Annotated in this window: 18 protein-coding genes and 1 pseudogene; 10 read left to right on the top strand and 9 right to left on the bottom strand. The window is 68.8% G+C overall.

Annotation, left to right across the window (positions count from 1 at the left end):
- Window positions 1-18: 18 nt before the first annotated feature.
- Complete coding sequence (locus ACFWQC_RS22900; protein WP_378683342.1) at window positions 19-1,113, bottom strand: potassium channel family protein; 1,095 nt, start codon at window positions 1,111-1,113, stop codon at window positions 19-21.
- Window positions 1,114-1,151: 38 nt separating this feature from the next.
- Here ACFWQC_RS22900 and ACFWQC_RS22905 point away from each other — a divergent pair, with 38 nt between their 5' ends.
- Window positions 1,152-2,801 (top strand): acyl-CoA dehydrogenase family protein, encoded by a 1,650-nt coding sequence (locus ACFWQC_RS22905; protein WP_378683345.1) that lies wholly within the window; start codon window positions 1,152-1,154, stop codon window positions 2,799-2,801.
- Between the two features lie 70 nt (window positions 2,802-2,871).
- Here the strand turns inward: ACFWQC_RS22905 and ACFWQC_RS22910 are convergent, their stop codons facing one another.
- From ACFWQC_RS22910 to ACFWQC_RS22920, 3 genes are read right to left on the bottom strand one after another with little or no spacing between them, the layout of a single operon-like run.
- Complete coding sequence (locus tag ACFWQC_RS22910) at window positions 2,872-3,711, bottom strand: carbohydrate ABC transporter permease (protein ID WP_378683348.1); 840 nt, start codon at window positions 3,709-3,711, stop codon at window positions 2,872-2,874.
- Complete coding sequence (locus ACFWQC_RS22915; protein WP_378683350.1) at window positions 3,711-4,706, bottom strand: carbohydrate ABC transporter permease; 996 nt, start codon at window positions 4,704-4,706, stop codon at window positions 3,711-3,713. Before ACFWQC_RS22915 ends, ACFWQC_RS22910 begins: the two co-directional genes overlap by 1 nt.
- A complete protein-coding gene (locus ACFWQC_RS22920) occupies window positions 4,703-6,004 on the bottom strand; it encodes an ABC transporter substrate-binding protein (protein ID WP_378683352.1) in 1,302 nt (433 codons plus the stop codon). The genes ACFWQC_RS22915 and ACFWQC_RS22920 overlap by 4 nt, the downstream gene beginning before the upstream one ends.
- Window positions 6,005-6,260: 256 nt before the next feature.
- On the opposite strand from ACFWQC_RS22920, the gene ACFWQC_RS22925 reads away from it, so the two are divergent.
- Window positions 6,261-6,608, top strand: coding sequence for a hypothetical protein (locus ACFWQC_RS22925; protein ID WP_378683355.1), 348 nt, complete (start codon window positions 6,261-6,263; stop codon window positions 6,606-6,608).
- A gap of 58 nt (window positions 6,609-6,666) precedes the next feature.
- Here the strand turns inward: ACFWQC_RS22925 and ACFWQC_RS22930 are convergent, their stop codons facing one another.
- Window positions 6,667-8,016: a cation:dicarboxylate symporter family transporter gene (locus ACFWQC_RS22930; RefSeq protein ID WP_378683358.1), complete on the bottom strand. Its 1,350-nt coding sequence runs from the start codon at window positions 8,014-8,016 to the stop codon at window positions 6,667-6,669.
- Between the two features lie 142 nt (window positions 8,017-8,158).
- Here ACFWQC_RS22930 and ACFWQC_RS22935 point away from each other — a divergent pair, with 142 nt between their 5' ends.
- The 4 genes and pseudogenes from ACFWQC_RS22935 to ACFWQC_RS22950 form a co-directional block, all read left to right on the top strand.
- Window positions 8,159-9,763 carry an ATP-binding protein gene (locus ACFWQC_RS22935; protein ID WP_378683361.1) on the top strand — a complete coding sequence of 535 codons (1,605 nt, stop codon included), beginning with the start codon at window positions 8,159-8,161 and terminating at the stop codon, window positions 9,761-9,763.
- Window positions 9,760-10,452: a response regulator gene (locus ACFWQC_RS22940; protein WP_378683364.1), complete on the top strand. Its 693-nt coding sequence runs from the start codon at window positions 9,760-9,762 to the stop codon at window positions 10,450-10,452. Before ACFWQC_RS22935 ends, ACFWQC_RS22940 begins: the two co-directional genes overlap by 4 nt.
- Before the next feature lie 63 nt (window positions 10,453-10,515).
- Window positions 10,516-11,259 carry a class I SAM-dependent DNA methyltransferase gene (locus tag ACFWQC_RS22945; RefSeq protein WP_378683367.1) on the top strand — a complete coding sequence of 248 codons (744 nt, stop codon included), beginning with the start codon at window positions 10,516-10,518 and terminating at the stop codon, window positions 11,257-11,259.
- A 45-nt stretch (window positions 11,260-11,304) separates the two neighbouring features.
- Window positions 11,305-11,568: pseudogene (locus tag ACFWQC_RS22950) on the top strand (Uma2 family endonuclease); the annotation flags it as partial.
- A gap of 95 nt (window positions 11,569-11,663) precedes the next feature.
- On the opposite strand, the gene ACFWQC_RS22955 reads toward ACFWQC_RS22950, so the two are convergent.
- From ACFWQC_RS22955 to ACFWQC_RS22970, 4 genes are all read right to left on the bottom strand, one after another.
- Complete coding sequence (locus ACFWQC_RS22955) at window positions 11,664-11,954, bottom strand: hypothetical protein (RefSeq protein ID WP_378683370.1); 291 nt, start codon at window positions 11,952-11,954, stop codon at window positions 11,664-11,666.
- 84 nt (window positions 11,955-12,038) lie between these two features.
- Complete coding sequence (locus ACFWQC_RS22960; RefSeq protein WP_378683373.1) at window positions 12,039-12,812, bottom strand: hypothetical protein; 774 nt, start codon at window positions 12,810-12,812, stop codon at window positions 12,039-12,041.
- Window positions 12,813-12,817: 5 nt separating this feature from the next.
- Window positions 12,818-13,354 carry a GNAT family N-acetyltransferase gene (locus ACFWQC_RS22965; RefSeq protein WP_378683375.1) on the bottom strand — a complete coding sequence of 179 codons (537 nt, stop codon included), beginning with the start codon at window positions 13,352-13,354 and terminating at the stop codon, window positions 12,818-12,820.
- A gap of 4 nt (window positions 13,355-13,358) precedes the next feature.
- Complete coding sequence (locus tag ACFWQC_RS22970; protein ID WP_378683378.1) at window positions 13,359-14,816, bottom strand: glycine hydroxymethyltransferase; 1,458 nt, start codon at window positions 14,814-14,816, stop codon at window positions 13,359-13,361.
- 464 nt (window positions 14,817-15,280) lie between these two features.
- Here ACFWQC_RS22970 and ACFWQC_RS22975 point away from each other — a divergent pair, with 464 nt between their 5' ends.
- The 4 genes from ACFWQC_RS22975 to ACFWQC_RS22990 all read left to right on the top strand — a co-directional run bounded on the left by ACFWQC_RS22975 (window position 15,281) and on the right by ACFWQC_RS22990 (window position 18,827).
- Window positions 15,281-17,005 (top strand): nitrite/sulfite reductase, encoded by a 1,725-nt coding sequence (locus ACFWQC_RS22975; protein WP_378683381.1) that lies wholly within the window; start codon window positions 15,281-15,283, stop codon window positions 17,003-17,005.
- A gap of 76 nt (window positions 17,006-17,081) precedes the next feature.
- Complete coding sequence (locus ACFWQC_RS22980) at window positions 17,082-17,267, top strand: hypothetical protein (protein WP_378683384.1); 186 nt, start codon at window positions 17,082-17,084, stop codon at window positions 17,265-17,267.
- Window positions 17,264-18,007: a phosphoadenylyl-sulfate reductase gene (locus tag ACFWQC_RS22985; RefSeq protein WP_378683387.1), complete on the top strand. Its 744-nt coding sequence runs from the start codon at window positions 17,264-17,266 to the stop codon at window positions 18,005-18,007. The genes ACFWQC_RS22980 and ACFWQC_RS22985 overlap by 4 nt, the downstream gene beginning before the upstream one ends.
- 76 nt (window positions 18,008-18,083) lie before the next feature.
- Complete coding sequence (locus ACFWQC_RS22990; protein ID WP_378683390.1) at window positions 18,084-18,827, top strand: sirohydrochlorin chelatase; 744 nt, start codon at window positions 18,084-18,086, stop codon at window positions 18,825-18,827.
- The last annotated feature ends 101 nt before the right edge of the window (window positions 18,828-18,928 follow it).

An 18,928-nucleotide genomic window follows, 5' to 3' on the forward strand; every position in this document is an offset into this window, starting at 1 on the left:
CTTCTATTTCGGCGGGTGTCACGCCTCCGCGGTGTCCTCACCGTGCGTCCCCGGACGCGGCGCCCAGGGCAGCTCCCTCGCGGCCCGCACGACGACCAGCCGGTCCCCACGTGACAGGGTGCCGACGACCGGGTCGAAGTAGCGGAAGACCTTCTCGTCGCGTACGACCGCGATCACCTGGTCGGCCAGCTGCTGCGGCTGCTTGCCGACCTCGTTGACCAGCAGGTCGCGCTCGGAGACCTCCAGGCCGGTGCCGGAGTTGAGCAGGTCCTCCATGACCGACCCCAGGGTCGGCGAGATGGTGGACAGACCCATCAGCCGGCCGACCGCGTCGGCGGAGGTGATCACCGAGTCGGCTCCGGACTGCTTCATCAACGGCGCGTTCTCGCGCTCGCGCGCGGCAGCGACGATCCACGCCTCGGGATTGATCTGCCGCACCGTCAGGATCGTGAGCACGTTGGAGTCGTCACGGTTGGTGGTGATGATGACCTGCTCGGCGTCCTTGACGCCCGCCCGCATCAGCACCTCGCGCCGGGTCGCATCGCCGGTGACCACCGCGATCCCGTCGGAGTGGGCATCCGAGCGAGCCACCGGGTCCGGGTCGACCACGACGAACTCCTCCGGATCCGCTCCGCTGCTGAGCAGCGTCTCCACGGCGCTACGGCCCTTGGTGCCGTAACCGACGACGACGATGTGCTGGGACATCTTCTTCCTCCAGCGAGCGACTCGGATGAGGTCACGGCCCTGCTTGGTGAGGACCTCGAGAGTGGTGCCGATCAACAGCACCAGGAAGGCGATGCGGGCCGGCGTGATGATGAACGCGTTGATCATCCGCGCGTGCGCCTCGACCGGGGCGATGTCGCCGTAGCCGGTCGTGCTCAGTGTCACCGTCGTGTAGTAGATGGCGTCGATCAGGCTGATCTGGCCGGTGGGGTCGTTGTTGTCGGCGTACGCGTCGCGGTCGAGATAGACCAGCAGGACCGTCCCGACCAGGATCGCCAGCGCGGCCAGCAGCCGCCGCCCGAGCTGCCACCACGGCGACCGCACTGTCTCAGGAAGAGCGACCTGCTCGACACCGGCCCACTTCGGGGTGAATGCAGATGTCTCGGACACATCTGTGACCCTATCCGCCGCGCTCTATCGTCTGTTGCATGAGTGCCTCCGACATCCGCCGTGTCACCAACCAGACGCCCGCGCTCGCGGGTCACAACGTGGTCACCGGGGATGCCGCGCTCTCGGCGGCGGTCCTGCGTCACGCGGGCGAGCAGACCCTCGACTCGCTCGTCCCATTGGGCGCCGAGGCCGGCACCGCCGAGGCGCAGGAGCACGGCCGTCTCGCCAACCGCTTCCACCCCGAGCTGGTCCCCTACGACCGCTACGGCAACCGGATCGACGAGGTCGCCTTCCACCCCTCCTGGCACTGGCTGATGGACAGGGCCGTCGGCCACGGTCTGGCCGCCACGCCCTGGGCCTTGGCCGAGAAGGGCGAGGAGCACACCCACGTACGCCGCGCCGCCGGGTTCCTGGCCTGGTCCCAGACCGAGCCCGGCCACCTGTGCCCGATCTCCATGACGTACGCCGCGGTCCCCGCGCTCCGCGCCGACGAGTCCGTCGCCGAGGAGTGGGTGCCGAGACTCGCCTCCACGACGTACGACTTCGGTCTCCGCGACCCCGCCGAGAAGCTCGGCGCCCTGGCGGGCATGGGGATGACCGAGAAGCAGGGCGGCTCGGACGTACGCCAGAACATCACCGAGGCGCATCCCGTCGGCGACAGCCTCTACGAGCTGCACGGGCACAAGTGGTTCACCTCGGCCCCGATGAACGACGTCTTCCTCGTGCTCGCCCAGGCGCCGGCTGGCCTGACCTGCTTCCTCCTCCCCCGTGTCCTTCCCTCGGGAGAGCGAAACCGCCTCGACGTGGTGCGGCTCAAGGACAAGCTCGGCAACCGCTCCAACGCCAGCTCCGAGCTCGAGTTCCGCGGCACCACGGCCTACCGGCTGGGCGAGGAGGGCCGCGGCGTACGCACCATCATCGAGATGGTCGCCGCCACCCGCCTCGACTGCGTGCTGGGCTCAGCCTCGCTGATGCGCCGGGCCGTGGCCGAGGCGAGCTGGCACGTCGCCCACCGCTCCGCGTTCGGCGGCGCCCTGGCCGACAGGCCGCTGATGCAGAACGTGGTCGCCGACCTGGCCGTCGAGTCCGAGGCGGCCACGACCCTGGCGATGCGCCTGGCCGCCGCCGTCGACCGACCCGACGACGAGCACGAGCGGGCCCTGCGCCGCATCGGCCTGCCGCTGGCGAAGTTCTGGGTCTGCAAGCGCACCCCGGCGATGGTCGCGGAGGCGCTGGAGTGCCTGGGCGGCAACGGCTACGTGGAGGAGTCGGTGATGCCGCTGCTCTTCCGCGAGTCCCCGCTCAACTCGGTCTGGGAGGGCTCCGGCAACGTCAACGCCCTCGACGTCCTGCGTGCCATCCAACGCGAACCCGGGGTTCTCGACGCGTGGATCACCGAGGTCGGCAGGGCCAAGGGCGCCGACCGGCGCTACGACCGCGCCGTCGACGCCACCCTCTCCCTGCTGGGCGAGTCGATGACCAGTCCCGAGGAGCTGGAGCGCTCAGCCAGGCGTCTGGCCGGAAGCATGGCCACCCTCCTCCAAGGGAGCCTCCTGGTCCAGCACGGCCCCGACGAGGTGGCCGACATCTTCTGCGCCAGCCGCCTGCCGGGCCACGGCGGGACGTACGGCATGCTCGCCGGCGGCGACCAGAGGGCGGTCGTGCAGCGGGCGACGCCGGCCCTGTAGAGGTGCCTGGACGCGCAACGGGCGCCATGTCTCGAAGGAGACATGGCGCCCGCCGCTTGCGGACCGGTCCTCAGCCCTTGACGGACCCGGCCGTGAGCCCACGGACGAAGTAGCGCTGCAGCGAGAAGAACACGATCAGCGGCACCGTCATCGTGATGAACGCACCAGCGGTGAGCAGGTGCCATTCCTGGCCACGGTCGCCGATCAGGTCACGCAACGTGATCGTGACGACCTCGTTGTCACCCGCCCCGAGGAAGATGAGCGCGACGAGAAGGTCGTTCCAGACCCAGAGGAACTGGAAGATCGCGAACGCTGCCAGCGCGGGCACCGACATCGGTACGATCAACCTCCAGAAGGTCTGGAAGTGCGAGGCCCCGTCGATCTCGGCCGACTCGATGATCTCCTGCGGCAGGCTCGACATGTAGCTGCGCAGGATGAAGACCGCCAACGGCATCCCGAACGCCGTGTGGGCCAGCCACACAGCGAGGAAGGTGCCGTTGAGGTCGTAGTCGCTGAACAAGCTGAGCAGCGGCACGAACGCCACCTGCAGCGGGACGACCAGCAACCCGACGATCAGCATGAACAGCACGTTGCGCCCCGGGAACCGCATGAACGTGAACGCGTACGCAGCGAACGCGGCGATCATGATCGGCAGCACCGTCGCGGGGACGGAGACGACGATCGAGTTCACGAAGGCGTTCGCCATCCCGCTCTCGAGGACCTGCGTGTAGCTGTCGAGGGTCCACTGGGAGAACGGGTCGGTGATGACCGTCCACCAGCCCGACGACTTCACGTCGGCCTCGTCGCGGAACGACGAGATCAGCAGACCCAGCGTCGGGATGAACCAGAGGACGCACAGCAGGACGATGCCTACACGAACAGCAACGCCGCCGAGGGTGAAGCTCCTCATCAACGGGCCTCCTGCTTCTTGAACTGGCGCATCTGGTAGATCATCACCGGGATCACGGCGATCATCAGAACGACCACCACCGCGGCCGCCCGGCCCGAGTCACCGAACTCGAAGAGCTCGACGAAGAAGGTGTTGGCCAGCACCGAGGTGCCCGAGCCGCCTCCGGTCATCACGTAGACGATGTCGAAGACCTTCAGGACCAGGATGAGGACGGTCACGAAGACCACGATCACCGTCGGCCAGATCTGCGGTACGACGACCTTGAAGAAGATCTGGATCTCGCTAGCCCCGTCGATGCGCGCCGCCTCCACGGTGTCCTCGGGGACGCCCTTGATCGCCGAGGAGAGCAGCACCATCGCGAACCCCGCCTGCAACCAGATCATGATGACGATCAGGAGCAGGTCGTTGAGGTTGTAGTCGGAGATCCGCAGCCAGGCGACCGGCTCGAACCCGAGACTCGTCGAGATCGCCGAGAGGAGCCCGATCTGCTTGTCGCCCTGCGCGAACCTGGTCGCGTAGACGAAGCCCCAGATCGTGCTCGCCCCGACGAAGCTGATCGCCATCGGCATGAAGATGACCGACTTCGCGACCCGCTCAGGGAACGCCTTGAGCTGGTCTGCCAGCACCGCCACGAGCAGGCCGACGATGACGCTCCCTGCCGGGACGATGAGGATCCAGAGCAGGTTGTTGACCAACGTGCCGATGAACTCATCGTCCCGGAAGAGCGACGTGTAGTTCCCGAACCCGACCCAGTTGATGCTGTTTTCATCGGCGAAGCTGTAGATCACCGTCATCACGGCCGGGTAGACCAGGAAGACGGTGACCACCAAGATGGCCGGGCCGATGAAGACGTACGGCTTGACCCGCCGTTCCCACTTGCCCGGCAGGAGGCCTGAGAGGAAGTTGAGCACCCAGTAGAGAGCAGCGGTGCCACCGACTCCCAGGACGATAGCTACCAGGCCGTTGAGGATCTTCAGATACGGATCATCGGTCATCCTCGCCAGCTCTCCTCGATCGCGTCGGCAGCCTCCTGAGCGCTCTTCTCACCTCCGACATAGGCGTTCATCTCGCTCCAGAACGTGCCGGCGCCGACCTGCGCGGGCATCAGGTCCGACCCGTCGAAGCGGAACGTGTCGGCGTCCTGCAGGAGCGTCGCGATCTCACCGAACATCGGGTCGGCGTACTGCGAGTTGTCGAACTCCGTGCTCGGCGAGAGCCAGCCACCGGCCTGGGCCCACTCGGCACCGAAGTCGGGCGACGCGAAGAACTCCATCAGCTCCACCACGTCGGTGTCGTTGGTGAAGGCGGTCGCCATGTCACCGCCGCCGAGGACCGGGTTGCCCTCGAAGCCGCCCTCCATGTTGCCCGGCAGCGCGAAGACGCCGACGTTGCCGGCCAGGTCCGCCTGGACGTCCTTCGGGAAGAAGGTGGTGATGAAGTTGGCCTGGCGGTGCATCTCGCAGCCCGGCTTGGCGTCGAAGAGCGGCAGCGGCGAGTCGCCGAAGGGCTCGCTCAGGGTGCCGTCGGCCCCGCCGCGTACGTTCTTCGGCTTGTTGATGATGTCGCCCATGGTCTCGATCGCCTCGACGATCTTCGGGTCGTTGAAGGGGACCTCGTGGGAGACCCAGTCGTCGTAGAACTCCGGGCCCTCCTGGCGCAGGACGATCTCCTCGACCCAGTCGGTGTAGACCCAGCCGGTATCGGCGCCGGCCTCGGCGCCGAGGCACCACGGGGTCTGGCCCTTGGCGATCATCTGGTCCTCGAGGCTCCGCAGCTCGTCCCAGGTGGTGGGCGCCTTGTAGCCGGACTGCTCGAAGCCCTTCGGGGTCCAGACCAGCGACTTCATCGAGACGCGGATCGGGACGCCGTAGGTCTTGTCGTCGATCTCGACCGAGTCCATCAGACCAGGGATCATGGTGTCGTCGAGCGAGCCGACGTCGATGAGATCGTCGAGCGGGAGCGTGTCACCCGACTCGGTCAGGTCGCCGACCAGACCGGGCTGGGGGAAGAACGCGATGTCGGGTGCGTCGTTTCCGTTGACCTTGGTGCGGATCTCGGTGGTGAAGTCCGTGGAGGGGGTGTAGGTCACCTCGATCCCGGTCTCCTCGGTGAACGTCTCGAGGGCCGCGTTGAGCCCCACTGCCTCGCCCTCGGGAATCGCGCCGAGGATCTGGATGCTGCCGTCTCCCTCTTCGGTTTCGCCGGCATCGTTGTTGCCACCGCCGCCCGGCACCCCACACCCGGTCACGGCGAGCAGACCTGCGACTGCTGCTCCGATTTGCCACTTTCGCACGTGCATCTGATTGCACCCTCCATCGTCGTTTGATCCACGGAGTCGTGCCACGCAGGCCGCGTCGGGTCCACGAGGCAGCGCCTCGTTATGTGATCTCCATAACATTAGTCGTTATGGCCCATCGATGTCCCGGGCAAATTGTCGAACACTCACCCGAGAACGCGCAGGAGGATACCTGTCACGCAGTCCGGCGCTCTGAAGACCCGCCAGCCCGGTGTGGCTCCTGCGGCCGAGTTAGGCCAGAATCAGCGCCCAAATGAACTATCCGCACCCTCCCCATCAAGGCCCCGGTCAAGGGCCCCATCACCAGCCGCCTCGCGACCCGCTGGCCGTGGCCGGCCGGTTGGCCGCTGTCATCTGCTCGATCCTCTTCTGGCTGATCGCAGCGATCGCCGTGATCGCTGCCGTCATCGGCATCTTCCGCGCCTTCGGTGGCGACCTGGCCTGGCGTACGGTCGGGATCTGGGCCGTCGCCGGCATCGGCTGCTTCGCGTTCTCCTGGATCGTCGCCGCCCTCGGCCGGATCGGGCTCGACGACGAGCCGATCGGCTCTTGGCGTTTCGCGCCGTTCGAGCTGGCGCGGATCCTCTACCGCAACCGATGACGACACCAGGCCGTACGTCGCGCGTGTCCGCGAGGCGTACGGCCTGATGTCGTGGGGTCTAGACGAGCGCCTTGTCGGTCTCCGCCGCAGGCGGGGCGGCGTGGTCGTCGACCATGGTCGTCTCGTCGAAGGGGTCCTGACCGTCCAGGACACGGTCGAGCTGGCCGTGGTCGATGGTCTTGGTCCAGTGGCCGACCAGGACGGTGGCGACCGAGTTTCCGGCGAAGTTGGTCAGCGCGCGGGCCTCGGACATGAACCGGTCGATGCCCACGATGAGCCCGACCCCGTCGACCATCTCCGGGCGGTGGGACTGCAGACCGCCGGCCAGGGTCGCCAGGCCCGCACCGGTGACACCGGCGGCACCCTTGGAGGCGATCATCATGAACAGCAGCAGGCCGATCTGCTCGCCGATGCTCAGCGGGTCACCCATCGCGTCGGCGATGAAGATCGATGCCATCGTCAGGTAGATCGCGGTGCCGTCGAGGTTGAACGAGTAGCCCGTGGGGACCACGACACCGACGGTCGCCTTCTCGACACCGGCGTGCTCCATCTTCGCGATCAGGCGCGGAAGCGCCGACTCGGAGGAGCTGGTGGAGAGGATGAGCAGGAACTCGCGGGCGAGGTACTTGAGCAGCTTGAAGAGGTTGACGCCGGTCGCCAGCTTGAGGATCACGCCCAGGATGCCGAAGACGAAGATCGCGCAGGTGACGTAGAAGGCGATCATGATCACGGCGAGGCTCTTCAGGGCGTCGACGCCGGTCTCCCCCACGACACCGGCGATGGCACCGAAGGCACCGACCGGAGCGGCCCACATGATCATCGCGAGCACCCGGAAGATCAGGTTCTGGATCAAGGTGATCGCCTTGAGGATCGGCTTGCCCGACTCACCCATCCGCTGCAGCGCGAAGCCGACCAGCAGGGCGACCAGCAGGGTCTGCAGCACCACGCCGGAGGTCAGCGCCGAGAAGAGCGAGGTCGGGATGATGCTGAGGAGGAAGTCGGTAGTGCTCGCGTGTCCCTCCGAGGCGGCCTCCTGGCCCGCGCTGGTCGCGTCCGAGCTCAGCTGGAGGCCGGTGCCCGGGTCGATGATGTTGCCGACGATCACGCCGATCGCCAGGGCGACCGTGGACATCACGATGAAGTAGATCAACGCCAGGCCACCGACCTTGCCGACCTTGGCCGCGTTGGCGACCGAGCCGACGCCGATGACCAGGGTGCAGAAGATGATCGGCTGGATCATCATCTTGATCAGGTTCACGAAGGCCGTACCGATCGGCTTCAGCTCCACCGCGAACGACGGGGCGATCAACCCGACCAGAATGCCGAGGACCACCGCGGCGATCACCGCGATGTAGAGATAATGTGTCCGGTCCTTCTTGGGTCTTGTCTCAGTGGTGGTCGTACTCATCGTTCCTCCTGGTCCGGTGTGTCCTGCCCTCCGGGGCAACTCGGGCAACTCTCCGGGAGAACGTGACGACCGTCACTGTTGTGTTCGTTGTGTTCGTGGCCACGATCACAACCACGCAACGGAGGTGGTCCAGAATGTTGTCGTGCCCCGTGTCCACCCGTTCCGCCCCCGCGTTCTCCGCGACCGGCCGGTGGCCCAGCAGGTGCTTCTCCTCCAGTTCGCCACGGTGCTGCTGCTCGTCGTCACCGGCATCCTGATGGCCTCCTACGACGCCCAGCGCGACTCCTACAGCCGCGCCACGCAGCGGGCGGTGGCCGTCGCCCAGACCGTCGCCGACTCCCCCACCGTCAGCACGGCGCTGCGAGGAGAGGACCCGACGGCGACCCTCCAACCTTGGACCGAGCAGGTACGCCGCGACACCGACACCGACTTCGTCGTGGTGATGGACCTGGACCGCACCCGCTACACCCACACCGATCCACGTCAGATCGGTGGAGAGTTCGTCGGCGACCTCGGCGGCGCGCCCGACGGCGAGGTCTTCACCCAGCAGTACACCGGAACGCTCGGCCCGTCGGTCCGCTCGGTGGTGCCGGTCGAGGAGGGCGACGAGGTCGTCGCGCTCGTGTCCGTCGGCATCACGGTCAGCGACATCAACCGCGGTCTCAGGCGCGACGTCACGATCGTGCTGTTGTGCGGCGCGCTGGTGTTGGCCGTCGGTCTGACCGGTGCCTGGCTGCTGAGCCGGCGCCTGCACCGGCTCACCCATGGCATGGGCGAGCGTGAGCTGGCCCGGATGTACGAGTACTACTCCGCCGTCCTCCACTCGGTCCGCGAAGGTCTGCTCCTGCTCGACGGGGAGGGACGCGTGCAGCTGGTCAACGACGAGGCCCGGCGCCTGCTGGCGCTGCCGGAGGATGTGATCGGCACCCGGATCGAGGACCTCGACCTGGCGCCCGGACTGGTCGCCGCCGCCCGCGGCCGCACCGCCGAGTCCGACGACCTCTACCTCGCCGGCGAGCGGATCCTCGTCGTCTCCTCAGCGCCAGCGCTGTGGGACGGCCGCGAGGTCGGCGCCGTGGTGACGCTGCGCGACCACACCGAGCTGCGCTCGGTGACCGGCGAGCTGGAAGTCGTACGCCGCCTCACCGAGTCGCTCCGGTCCCAGAACCACGAGGCGGCCAACCGGCTCCACACCGTGGTCTCCCTCATCGAGATGGGCCGCGAGCAGGACGCGGTCGAGTTCGCCACCGAGGAGCTCCAGGTCGCCCAGCTCCTCACCGACCGGGTCGTCGGCGCGGTCGAGGATCCCGTCGTGGCCGCGCTCCTGCTCGGCAAGTCGGCCGAGGCGGCCGAGCAGGGCGTCGAGTTCCGCATCGTCGGCGAGGTGCCGCCGGGCACGGGCATCCCGCCCCGCGACCTGGTCACGGTGCTGGGCAACCTCGTCGACAACGCCTTCGACGCCGTCTCCGGTTTCGAGTCCCGCCAGGTCGAGGTCCACCTGACCGGTGACGACGACACCCTCACGGTGCGCGTGGGCGACAGCGGACCCGGCCTGGACGACGCCGACTCGGCGCGCGTCCTCGACCGCGGCTGGACCACGAAGGCCGAGCCCGGCACCGGTCGAGGCCTGGGCCTCGCGCTGGTCGGGCAGATCGCCCGGCGTCATGGTGGCGAGGTCGTCATCGGCCGCTCGCACCTCGGCGGGGCCGAATTCACCGTCACCCTCGGCAGGGAGGTGACGGCATGAGCGTGAAGGTGCTGGTCGTCGAGGACGAGGCGCTCGCCGCCGAGGCCCATGCGGCGTACGTCGGGCGGGTCTCGGGCTTCGCCCTGGCCGGGATCGCGCGGTCGGCGCGCGAGGCGGTCCGCGCGCTCGATGCGGCCCGCGACGCAGGCACCCCGGTCGACCTGATCCTGCTCGACATGAACCTGCCCGACGGGCACGGGCTCGGGCTGCTCAGCCGGCTGCGTACCGCCGGGCACCTGTGCGACGTGATCGCGGTGACGGCGGCGCGGGACACCAAGGTGGTGCGGCAGGCCGTCGTGCAAGGGGTCGTGCTCTACCTGCTCAAGCCGTTCACGTTCGCGACGTTCCGGGACAAGCTCGAGCAGTACGCCGACTATCGTGCCCGACTGGACGCGGCTCCCGAGGAGGTCGTCCAGGACGAGGTCGACCAGCTGCTGGGGTCGCTGCGGCCCACCGGCAGCACGCCGCTGCCCAAGGGCATGAGCGCGGAGACGCTGCGGGCTGTGACGGCCGCACTGCGCGAGGCCGAACGTGACCTGTCCGCGAGCGAGGTCGCCGCGGTCGTCGGCGCGTCGCGGGTGACCGCGCGGCGCTACCTCGAACATCTTGCCGACAAGGGCCTGGCCGCTCGCGGGGTCCGTTACGGTCCCAGTGGCGGACGGCCCGAGGTCGGCTACTCCTGGCTCTGAACAGGACGGCAGGCCTTTAAATCGTTCGCGCCCCGCATGTGTCACCGGGCAGAGTCGATGCCCATGACCAGCAGCGATCTGTGGACCCGCGACGACGCCGAGCGCTACGACGACCCCGACGACTGGGTCAACGCAGCCGAGGTGACCGGGCCGGCGGCCCGCCTCCTCGCCGAGCTCGCCGACGGCGGCCCCGCGCTCGAGCTCGCCATCGGGACGGGCCGGATCGGCGTACCGCTGCGGGAGCTGGGTGTGCCGGTCACCGGCATCGAGCTGTCCCAGCCGATGGTCGACGTCCTACGGCGCAAGGTCACCGAGGAGGAGATCCCGGTCGTGGTCGGCGACATGGCCTCCGCCGAAGCGCCGGGGGTGGGGACGTACTCGTTGGTCTATCTGGTCTTCAACACGATCGGGAACCTGCGTACGCAGGACGAGCAGGTCGCCTGCTTCGCCAACGCCGCACGTCATCTGGCTCCGGGCGGGCGCTTCCTGGTCGAGGTCGGCGTGCCCGGACTGCGGCGGCTGCCCCCGGGCAGCCCGGCGATCCCGTTCGACGTCTCCGCGGCGCACCTCGGGTTCGACACCTACGACCTGGTCACCCAGCAGGCGATCTCGCACCACTACACCCGCGAGGCCGACGGCCGCTTCCGGTACGGGGCACACAACTTCCGGTTCGTGTGGCCCTCCGAGCTCGACCTGATGGCGCGGTTGGCCGGGATGACGCTGGAGGCGAGGCACGCCGGCTGGGACCGCTCGGCGTTCACCAGCGAGTCCAGCAGCCACGTCTCTGTGTGGCGGAGACCCCGATAGCGCTGGACCCTCAACCGAGGATCGGCGAGACTTGAGACGGACGAGCAGCGTACCCTGCGGGCCACTCCGCACCTGGTCGTCGAGATCCTCGCCAGCAACCGTCGCGACGACCTCGTCGGCAAGCTCAACCGCTACGCGCAGTGGGGCGCGCCGTGCTACTGGATCGTCGACCCTCGTGACCACGTGATCCTCACCCACCGCCTCGAGGACGGGTACTTCGTCGAGACCGGCCGCTTCACGGACGGGTCGGCGACACTGACCTATGGCGACGTCGAGGTCCCGGTCGACATCGCCGCCCTCCTCGGCTGAGCGGCCACGTACCGACCGAGGAGCGCCACGACACTCCGACATACCGGCGTGTCGCGAGCGATTTCGCGCTCGTCGTGGCCGCTACGCCGGCGGGATCAGCTCTGGAAGTGCCAGGCGAGACGGATCGCCTCCCGGACGGCTTCGGGAGCGGCGCGGTCGAGATAGGCCTCGATCTTGTGGTGCGCCTCCAGCCTCGGCGGGATGCCGAACGCGTCCGGCCAGCGCTCGATCAGCGCGTCACGCTGCTCGATCGGAACGCGGACCAGCAGCGTTGTCGGGTCGGTCAGCCTGGCGACGAGACGGGTGTGGTGTACGTACCAGCCTCGCGGCTTGCGACTGCAGCCCTCCAGAGTCGCGACGTAGGCGTCGACCTCAGCGGGCGTCATGCTCCGGAGCGTACGCCGCCTGCCAGCGCGACGCTGCGACCTTCGCCGCGTCGCTGATCAGCCCGGTCCGTAACTGGACCGATTCTAGGTGTCTGGCCAGAGCCCGATGTCGGCGGCGAAGCGGCCAGTGACCTGCTCGATCACGCCGTGCGCACCGAGCAGGCCCGAGGTCTCCTCCGCGGAGGCCCCACCGCGGTCGCACAGCGTCTCGAGCCGCTCCAGATCCACCGCGAGGGACGGCTCGATCTCGCTCCACCGGGCGGCAGCCGCCGCCCGGTCGGTCGTCCAGGTGCCGTCGTGGACGCTGACCAGACCGGCCACGGCGAGGAGGGACTTGCGGGCGATCCGACGCGACAGATCGGCCGCATCGTCGCGGCCGAGGGCGCCTCGCCACCTGCGCAGGGCACGGCCGATATCGCCGTTGAAGCCACGCGCGGCACGAGCGTCTGCGGGGAACCCCGGAAGGGCTTCGCCCGGGTCGGGGCCTGCGAGATGGGCGCAGTAGTGGCGCAGGAAGACCCGGTTGCCGTACGCCTCGTCGCCGTCGCCGAGGTAGTCGTCCGAGAACACCGCGGCCATCTCCACGCCGCGGCAAACGCCGGCGAACGCCGCCGACGCCTCGGCACCGAGCGCGGCAGCCTCCGCCGCCGGGAGTCCGATCGTCAGCAGGTCGACGTCGGAGGTGGGCTCGGCGGCCGTGCCGTTGGCCACCGAGCCGTAGACGTGGACCGACACCTCCGGCGGCACCCGCCCGAGGACGTATGCCAGGACCGGCTCGTACGCGGACGGCACCCGGTCACGGCGCGCTCCCGTGACGATCAGACCCTCGGGGGTCACGCCCTCGCGTGGGTCGGCCATCGCGGTCAGGTGAGACGGAGCGCCATCTTCGACTCGGTGCGCGGGTCGCCCTCGGGGAAGGGCTGCGTCTCACCGGTGAGCTCGAAGCCGAGGCGCTCGTAGAGGCGGCGCCCGGACTCGTTGCCGTCGACGACCCACAAGGTCAGCACGGAGGCACCGTCACGACGCGCCCAGCCGGCGACGGCCAGGATGAGTCCCTCGGCGAGGCCGTGACCACGCGCCTCGGGGGCGAGCCACATGTTGATCAGGTGGTGCTCGTCTTCATGGATGATTCCGGCGGCGAGCCCAGAGGGCTTCTCGCCGAGCCAGGCGATGTAAGCCGAACCCGACGCGGCCCACAGCCGCCAACGCTCGTCTGGCCAGGTCACCACCTCGTCGTAGGAGGCCCAGAAAGCACGAGGGGTGTCTTGGAGAGCCGCAAGGCGCACCTTCTTGAGCGCCGGCCACTCGTCCTCGACGACGACACGTACCGCCGCCGTCGGGACCACCTTCTCAGGGGCCCCGACGCCGGGGATCGAGCTGGGCCGCTTCGGTGCAGGCACGGGCTCAGGCGAGGTCGAGACCGGGGTACAGCGGGAACTTCGCGAGCAGCTCCGCCGCGGCGGCCTTGGTGTTGTCGGCGACGGAGTCCTCGATGGCGTAGGACGCCTTGGACGGGCCGCCGGCCTTCGTGGTGCCGGGGGTCGTCTTCGAGAGCACGTCGACGATGAGCTCGGCGACGCGGTCGAACTCGTCGGCGCCGAAGCCGCGGGTGGTCAGCGCCGGAGTGCCGAGGCGGATGCCCGAGGTGTACCAGGCGCCGTTCGGGTCGGACGGGACCGAGTTGCGGTTGGTGACCACGCCGGAGTCGAGCAGCGCCGACTCGGCCTGGCGGCCGGTGAGGCCGAAGCCGGTCACGTCCAGCAGGACGAGGTGGTTGTCGGTGCCGCCGGTGACGAGCTTGGCGCCGCGCTTGAGGAAGCCCTCGGCGAGCGACTTGGCGTTGTCGGCGACCTCCTGGGCGTAGGTCTGGAAGCTCTCCTGCTTCGCCTCGGCGAAGGCGACGGCCTTCGCGGCCATGACGTGGCTGAGCGGGCCGCCGAGGACCATCGGGCAGCCGCGGTCGACGCTCGGGGCGTACTCCTCGGTGGCCAGGATGAAGCCGCCACGCGGGCCGCGAAGTGACTTGTGGGAGGTCGAGGTGACGACGTCGGCGTAAGGAACCGGGTTCTCCTCGCCCTGGAACACCTTGCCGGCGACGAGGCCGGCGAAGTGGGCCATGTCGACCATCAGGGTGGCGCCGACCTCGTCGGCGATCTCGCGCATCTTGGCGAAGTTCACCCGGCGCGGGTAGGCGGAGTAGCCGGCCACGATGATCAGCGGCTGGAACTCCTTGGCCTTGGCCCGCAGCGAGTCGTAGTCGAGCAGCCCGGTCTCCGGGTCGGTGCCGTACTGGTTCTGGTGGAACATCTTGCCGGAGATGTTCGGGCGGAAGCCGTGGGTGAGGTGGCCGCCGGCGTCCAGCGACATGCCCAGCAGGCGCTGGTTGCCGAGCTCGGCACGCAGCGTCTCCCAGTCGGCCTCGGAGAGCTCGTTCATGTTCTTGACGGCCATCTTCTCCAGCCACGGGCCCTCGACCCGGTGGGCGAGGATGGCCCAGTACGCCGTCAGGTTGGCGTCGATGCCGGAGTGCGGCTGCACGTAGGCGTACTCGGCGCCGAAGAGCTCCTTGGCGTGCTCGGCGGCGATCTGCTCGACGGTGTCGACGTTCTGGCAGCCCGCGTAGAAGCGGTGGCCGACGGTGCCCTCGGCGTACTTGTCGGAGAACCAGGTGCCCATCGTCATCAGCGTGGCGGGGCTCGCGTAGTTCTCGCTCGCGATCAGCTTGAGGCTGGCGCGCTGGTCAGCGAGCTCCTGCTTGGTCGCCTCGGCGATGCGGGGCTCCACAGAGGCGATCACCTCGAGGGCTTGGTTGTAGGCAGAACTCACAGTGCCTGAATTCACCGGGGCAGACAGATCGCTCATAGGCCACAGCCTAGTCAGCCGCGCGGACGAGAGCAGCATCGTGGTCACCCGGTGCGTTGCGTACGTCCCCTATCACCGCCCGCGGGAATGACCGACTGCTCAGCCTGGTTAAGGGACCGTGACCAGATGGTGACCTCGGCCACACCGCCCGCGTGAACAAGCGGGAACGTCCCACATAACGGACCGATGTCTCATATATCGGGATTCCAGATTGCGTGAAAGCCGTCCGCTACCTGAGACTCCTTGACATGGTCACTGCTGCAACACATGCGCACCTCGTGGTTCGACGCCACGTGGACTATTGCCGCATGCGCAGCTCGATCTGTTGGCGCCACTGACGCCCAGCGCTCCGCATCCCCCGCGTCGAGCCGCTGGCCCGCCGCCCGACAGACATCCCGGGCGCCCGCCGCGAGCACGTCCCTGCTCCGCCGTGCGTCCACGACCGACGCAAAGGTTTCTCTGACATGAGCGACAACCGGTTTCAGGCCAAGCGCGCCACCCGCACCGAGATCCCCCGCCCCAAGAAGGGCGAGGGCCAGTGGGCCCTCGGCTACACCGAGCCGCTGAACAAGAACGAGGAGTCGAAGAAGAACGACGACCCGCTCAACGTTCGCGACCGGATCCTCTACACCTACTCCAAGCGCGGGTTCGACTCGATCGACCCGGCCGACATGCGCGGCCGCTTCCGCTGGTTCGGCCTCTACACCCAGCGCAAGCCCGGGATCGACGGCGGCAAGACCGCCATCCTCGACGAGGAGGAGCTCGACGACCGCTACTTCATGATGCGCGTACGCTCCGACGGCAAGCTCCTCTCCCCCGCCGCGGTGCGCACCCTGGGTCAGATCGGCGTCGACTTCGCGCGGGACACGGCCGACATCACCGACCGCGAGAACATCCAGTACCACTGGATCGAGATCGAGAACGTCCCGGAGATCTGGTCGCGCCTCGAGGAGGTCGGGCTGCACTCGACCGAGGCCTGCGGCGACTCGCCGCGTCCGTTCCTCGGCTCGCCGGTCGCCGGCGTCGCCGCCGACGAGATCATCGACGGCACCTCGGCGCTGCGCGAGATCGAGTCCCGCTACCTGGGCGACCCCGCCTTCTCGAACTTCCCGCGCAAGTTCAAGACCGCGCTGACCGGCCACCCCTCCCACGACGTGGCGCCCGAGATCAACGACATCGCCTTCGTCGGCACCGTCCACCCCGAGCACGGCCCCGGCTTCGACGTCTGGGTCGGCGGCGGCCTCTCCACCAACCCGCGCCTGGCCGAGAAGCTCGGCGTGTGGGTGCCGATCGACGAGGTCGCCGACGTGTGGGCCGGTGTCGCGGGCATCTTCCGCGACTACGGCTACCGCCGGCTCCGCTCGCGGGCCCGGCTGAAGTTCCTGGTCGCCGACTGGGGCAAGGAGAAGTTCCGCGAGGTCCTCGAGAACGAGTACCTCGACCGTCAGCTCGTCTCCAACCCGTCCCCCGAGTCGCCCCTGGGCCACCGCGACCACGTCGGCATCCACGACCAGAAGGACGGCAAGAAGTACGTCGGCCTGGCACCGATCGCCGGGCGCATCTCCGGCACGCACCTGGTCGAGCTCGCCGGCGTCATGGAGAAGTTCGCCGTCGAGGGCGCTCGGCTCACGCCGTACCAGAAGATCGTGCTGATCGGTGTCGACCCCGCGGTCGTGGAGGACCTGGTCACCGAGCTGGACGCGATCGGCTTCTCGGCCCGGCCCTCCAACTGGCGCCAGAACACGATGGCCTGCACCGGGATCGAGTTCTGCAAGCTCGCGATCGTGGACACCAAGGACCGGGCCCGCGACCTGATCGCCTCGCTCGAGTCGCGGTTCCCCGAGCTCGACGCATCGATCACCGTCAACGTCAACGGCTGCCCCAACGCCTGCGCACGGACCCAGGTCGCCGACATCGGGCTCAAGGGCCAGCTGGTCCTCGACGACGAGGGCAACCAGGTCGAGGGCTTCCAGGTGCACCTGGGCGGCGCGACCGGGCTGACCGCCAACTTCGGGCGCAAGCTGCGCGCGCACAAGGTCACCTCGGCCGGGCTCGACGACTACATCTCCGCGCTGACGGTCAACTACCTGGCCGACCGCACCGAGGGCGAGACGTTCTCGGCCTGGACCGCGCGGGCCGACGAGGTCCTGCTGCGCGGCGAGAAGACCTTGGACGAGGTGACCGCATGAGCGAGCGCCAGCGAGCGACAATCGGCCTCAGGCCGCCGCTTCCGTACTCTTTGCTCTCCTCGACGGAGGTGGCGGCATGAGCGAGCGAGCCAGCACCCCGTTCCACTGCCCGTTCTGTGGCGAGACCGACCTGTGGCCGCACGAGGCCGCGCACGGGTCCTGGGAATGCCGCGCCTGCCTGCGGGCCTTCCAGCTGAAGTCACTTGGCCAGATCTCTCGGCCGCACATCTCTCGGGACGTCACGAAGGAGGCGCAGGCATGAGCGTCAGCACAGCAGCCGCCCGGGCCAACCGCGGGGTGGACGCCGAGGGGCGTACGCCCGAGGAACTGCGCGAGATCGTCTCCCACTGGGGAGCCGAGCTCGAGCTCGCCCCGGCCGAGACGATCATCGAGTGGGCCGCCGCCACCTTCGGTGAGCGGTTCGCGATCACGTCCTCCATGGGTGACGCGGTCCTGGCTCATCTCGCCTCGAAGGTCGTACCCGGGATCGACGTGGTCTTCCTCGACACCGGCTACCACTTCATCGAGACGATCGGCACCCGCGACGCTGTAGAGGCGACGATGCCGGTCAACCTCCTCACGATCACGCCCGTGCAGAGCGTGGCCGAGCAGGACGCCGAATACGGCAAGGACCTCTACCGGACCGACCCCGACCTGTGCTGCGCGCTGCGCAAGGTCAAGCCCCTGGCCGACTCGCTCGCCTCCTACGACGCCTGGGCCACCGGCCTGCGCCGCGCGGAGACGAAGAACCGGGTCATCGCACCGGTCATCGGCTGGGACGCCAAGCGCCAGAAGGTCAAGGTATCGCCGATGGCGCGATGGTCCGACGAGCAGGTCGAGCGATATATCGAGGACAACGGAGTGCTCGTGAACCCGCTCGTCTACGACGGGTATCCCTCGATCGGCTGCGCGCCGTGCACTCGCCGGGTAGCCCCCGGCGAGGACCCGCGCAGCGGGCGATGGGCCGGCACCGGCAAGACCGAGTGCGGCATCCACGCCTGATCGGCGACGGCGCCGAAGGGCGCACGACAACACAGACTTCCCGACCGCTCCCCTGCAACACCGAAGGATGAAGACAATGGCAGCTCCCGCTCTGGTAGCCCTGGCTCACGGCAGCCGCGATCCGCAGTCAGCCGCGACCATCAACGCCCTCATTGCCGAGGTACGCGCCCTGCGCCCCGACCTCCGCATCGAAGCCGCCTTCCTCGACCACTCCCGGCCGCGTTTCCAGGCCGTCGTCGACAAGCTCGTCAAGGCCGGCCACGACGAGATCGTCGTCGTACCCCTGCTCCTGACCGAGGCCTTCCACGCCCGCGTCGACGTACCCTCCGTCATCGCCGAGGCCACCGCGCGCCACTCCGGCCTGCGCATCCACACCAGCGAGATCCTCGGCCTCGAGAGCGTCTTCCTGCAGGTGCTCGACGAGCGGCTGCGGGCGTCGCTGAAGGGCGCTCGGGTGCGCGAGCTCGACGCCCTCGTCCTGGCCGCCGCCGGCTCCTCGGACTCGCTGGCCAACCAGTCGGTGGCCCGCCTGGCCCGGATCTGGGGTGCCCACCACAAGCTCCCGGTCGTGGCTGCGTACGCCTCGGCCGCTCCGCCGGCCACCGGCGAGGCCGTCCGCACGTTCCGCGCCGAGGGCCGCCGCCACATCGCCGTCGGCATGCTCTTCCTGGCTCCCGGGCAGCTGCCCGACCGCGCCAAGGAGCTCGCCCTCGAGGCCGGCGCCGTCGCGGTCAGCGACCCGATGGGCGCCCACCCCGAGGTCGCCCGCACCATCCTGGCCCGCTACGCCGTCGGTGCCGTCGAGCTCGTCCCGGTCTGATCCCACCATCGCTGGTCGAGCCGCCGGAGCCGCTAGGCGGAGGCGTGTCGAGACCAACACGGTCCTATCTCCGCTCGATGGGACCGTGTTGGTCTCGACAC

It is taken from the genome of Nocardioides sp. NPDC058538 (genome assembly GCF_042719275.1).
Classification (GTDB): Bacteria; Actinomycetota; Actinomycetes; order Propionibacteriales; family Nocardioidaceae; genus Nocardioides.

What these genes read in the sequence shown, in the direction of transcription:
- ACFWQC_RS22905 (WP_378683345.1), top strand. Translation starts at nt 1,152, where the DNA reads ATGAGTGCCTCCGACATCCGCCGTGTCACCAACCAGACGCCCGCGCTC.
- ACFWQC_RS22910 (WP_378683348.1), bottom strand. Translation starts at nt 3,711, where the DNA reads ATGAGGAGCTTCACCCTCGGCGGCGTTGCTGTTCGTGTAGGCATCGTC.
- ACFWQC_RS22915 (WP_378683350.1), bottom strand. Translation starts at nt 4,706, where the DNA reads ATGACCGATGATCCGTATCTGAAGATCCTCAACGGCCTGGTAGCTATC.
- ACFWQC_RS22925 (WP_378683355.1), top strand. Translation starts at nt 6,261, where the DNA reads ATGAACTATCCGCACCCTCCCCATCAAGGCCCCGGTCAAGGGCCCCAT.
- ACFWQC_RS22930 (WP_378683358.1), bottom strand. Translation starts at nt 8,016, where the DNA reads ATGAGTACGACCACCACTGAGACAAGACCCAAGAAGGACCGGACACAT.
- ACFWQC_RS22940 (WP_378683364.1), top strand. Translation starts at nt 9,760, where the DNA reads ATGAGCGTGAAGGTGCTGGTCGTCGAGGACGAGGCGCTCGCCGCCGAG.
- ACFWQC_RS22945 (WP_378683367.1), top strand. Translation starts at nt 10,516, where the DNA reads ATGACCAGCAGCGATCTGTGGACCCGCGACGACGCCGAGCGCTACGAC.
- ACFWQC_RS22955 (WP_378683370.1), bottom strand. Translation starts at nt 11,954, where the DNA reads ATGACGCCCGCTGAGGTCGACGCCTACGTCGCGACTCTGGAGGGCTGC.
- ACFWQC_RS22960 (WP_378683373.1), bottom strand. Translation starts at nt 12,812, where the DNA reads ATGGCCGACCCACGCGAGGGCGTGACCCCCGAGGGTCTGATCGTCACG.
- ACFWQC_RS22970 (WP_378683378.1), bottom strand. Translation starts at nt 14,816, where the DNA reads ATGAGCGATCTGTCTGCCCCGGTGAATTCAGGCACTGTGAGTTCTGCC.
- ACFWQC_RS22975 (WP_378683381.1), top strand. Translation starts at nt 15,281, where the DNA reads ATGAGCGACAACCGGTTTCAGGCCAAGCGCGCCACCCGCACCGAGATC.
- ACFWQC_RS22980 (WP_378683384.1), top strand. Translation starts at nt 17,082, where the DNA reads ATGAGCGAGCGAGCCAGCACCCCGTTCCACTGCCCGTTCTGTGGCGAG.
- ACFWQC_RS22985 (WP_378683387.1), top strand. Translation starts at nt 17,264, where the DNA reads ATGAGCGTCAGCACAGCAGCCGCCCGGGCCAACCGCGGGGTGGACGCC.
- ACFWQC_RS22990 (WP_378683390.1), top strand. Translation starts at nt 18,084, where the DNA reads ATGGCAGCTCCCGCTCTGGTAGCCCTGGCTCACGGCAGCCGCGATCCG.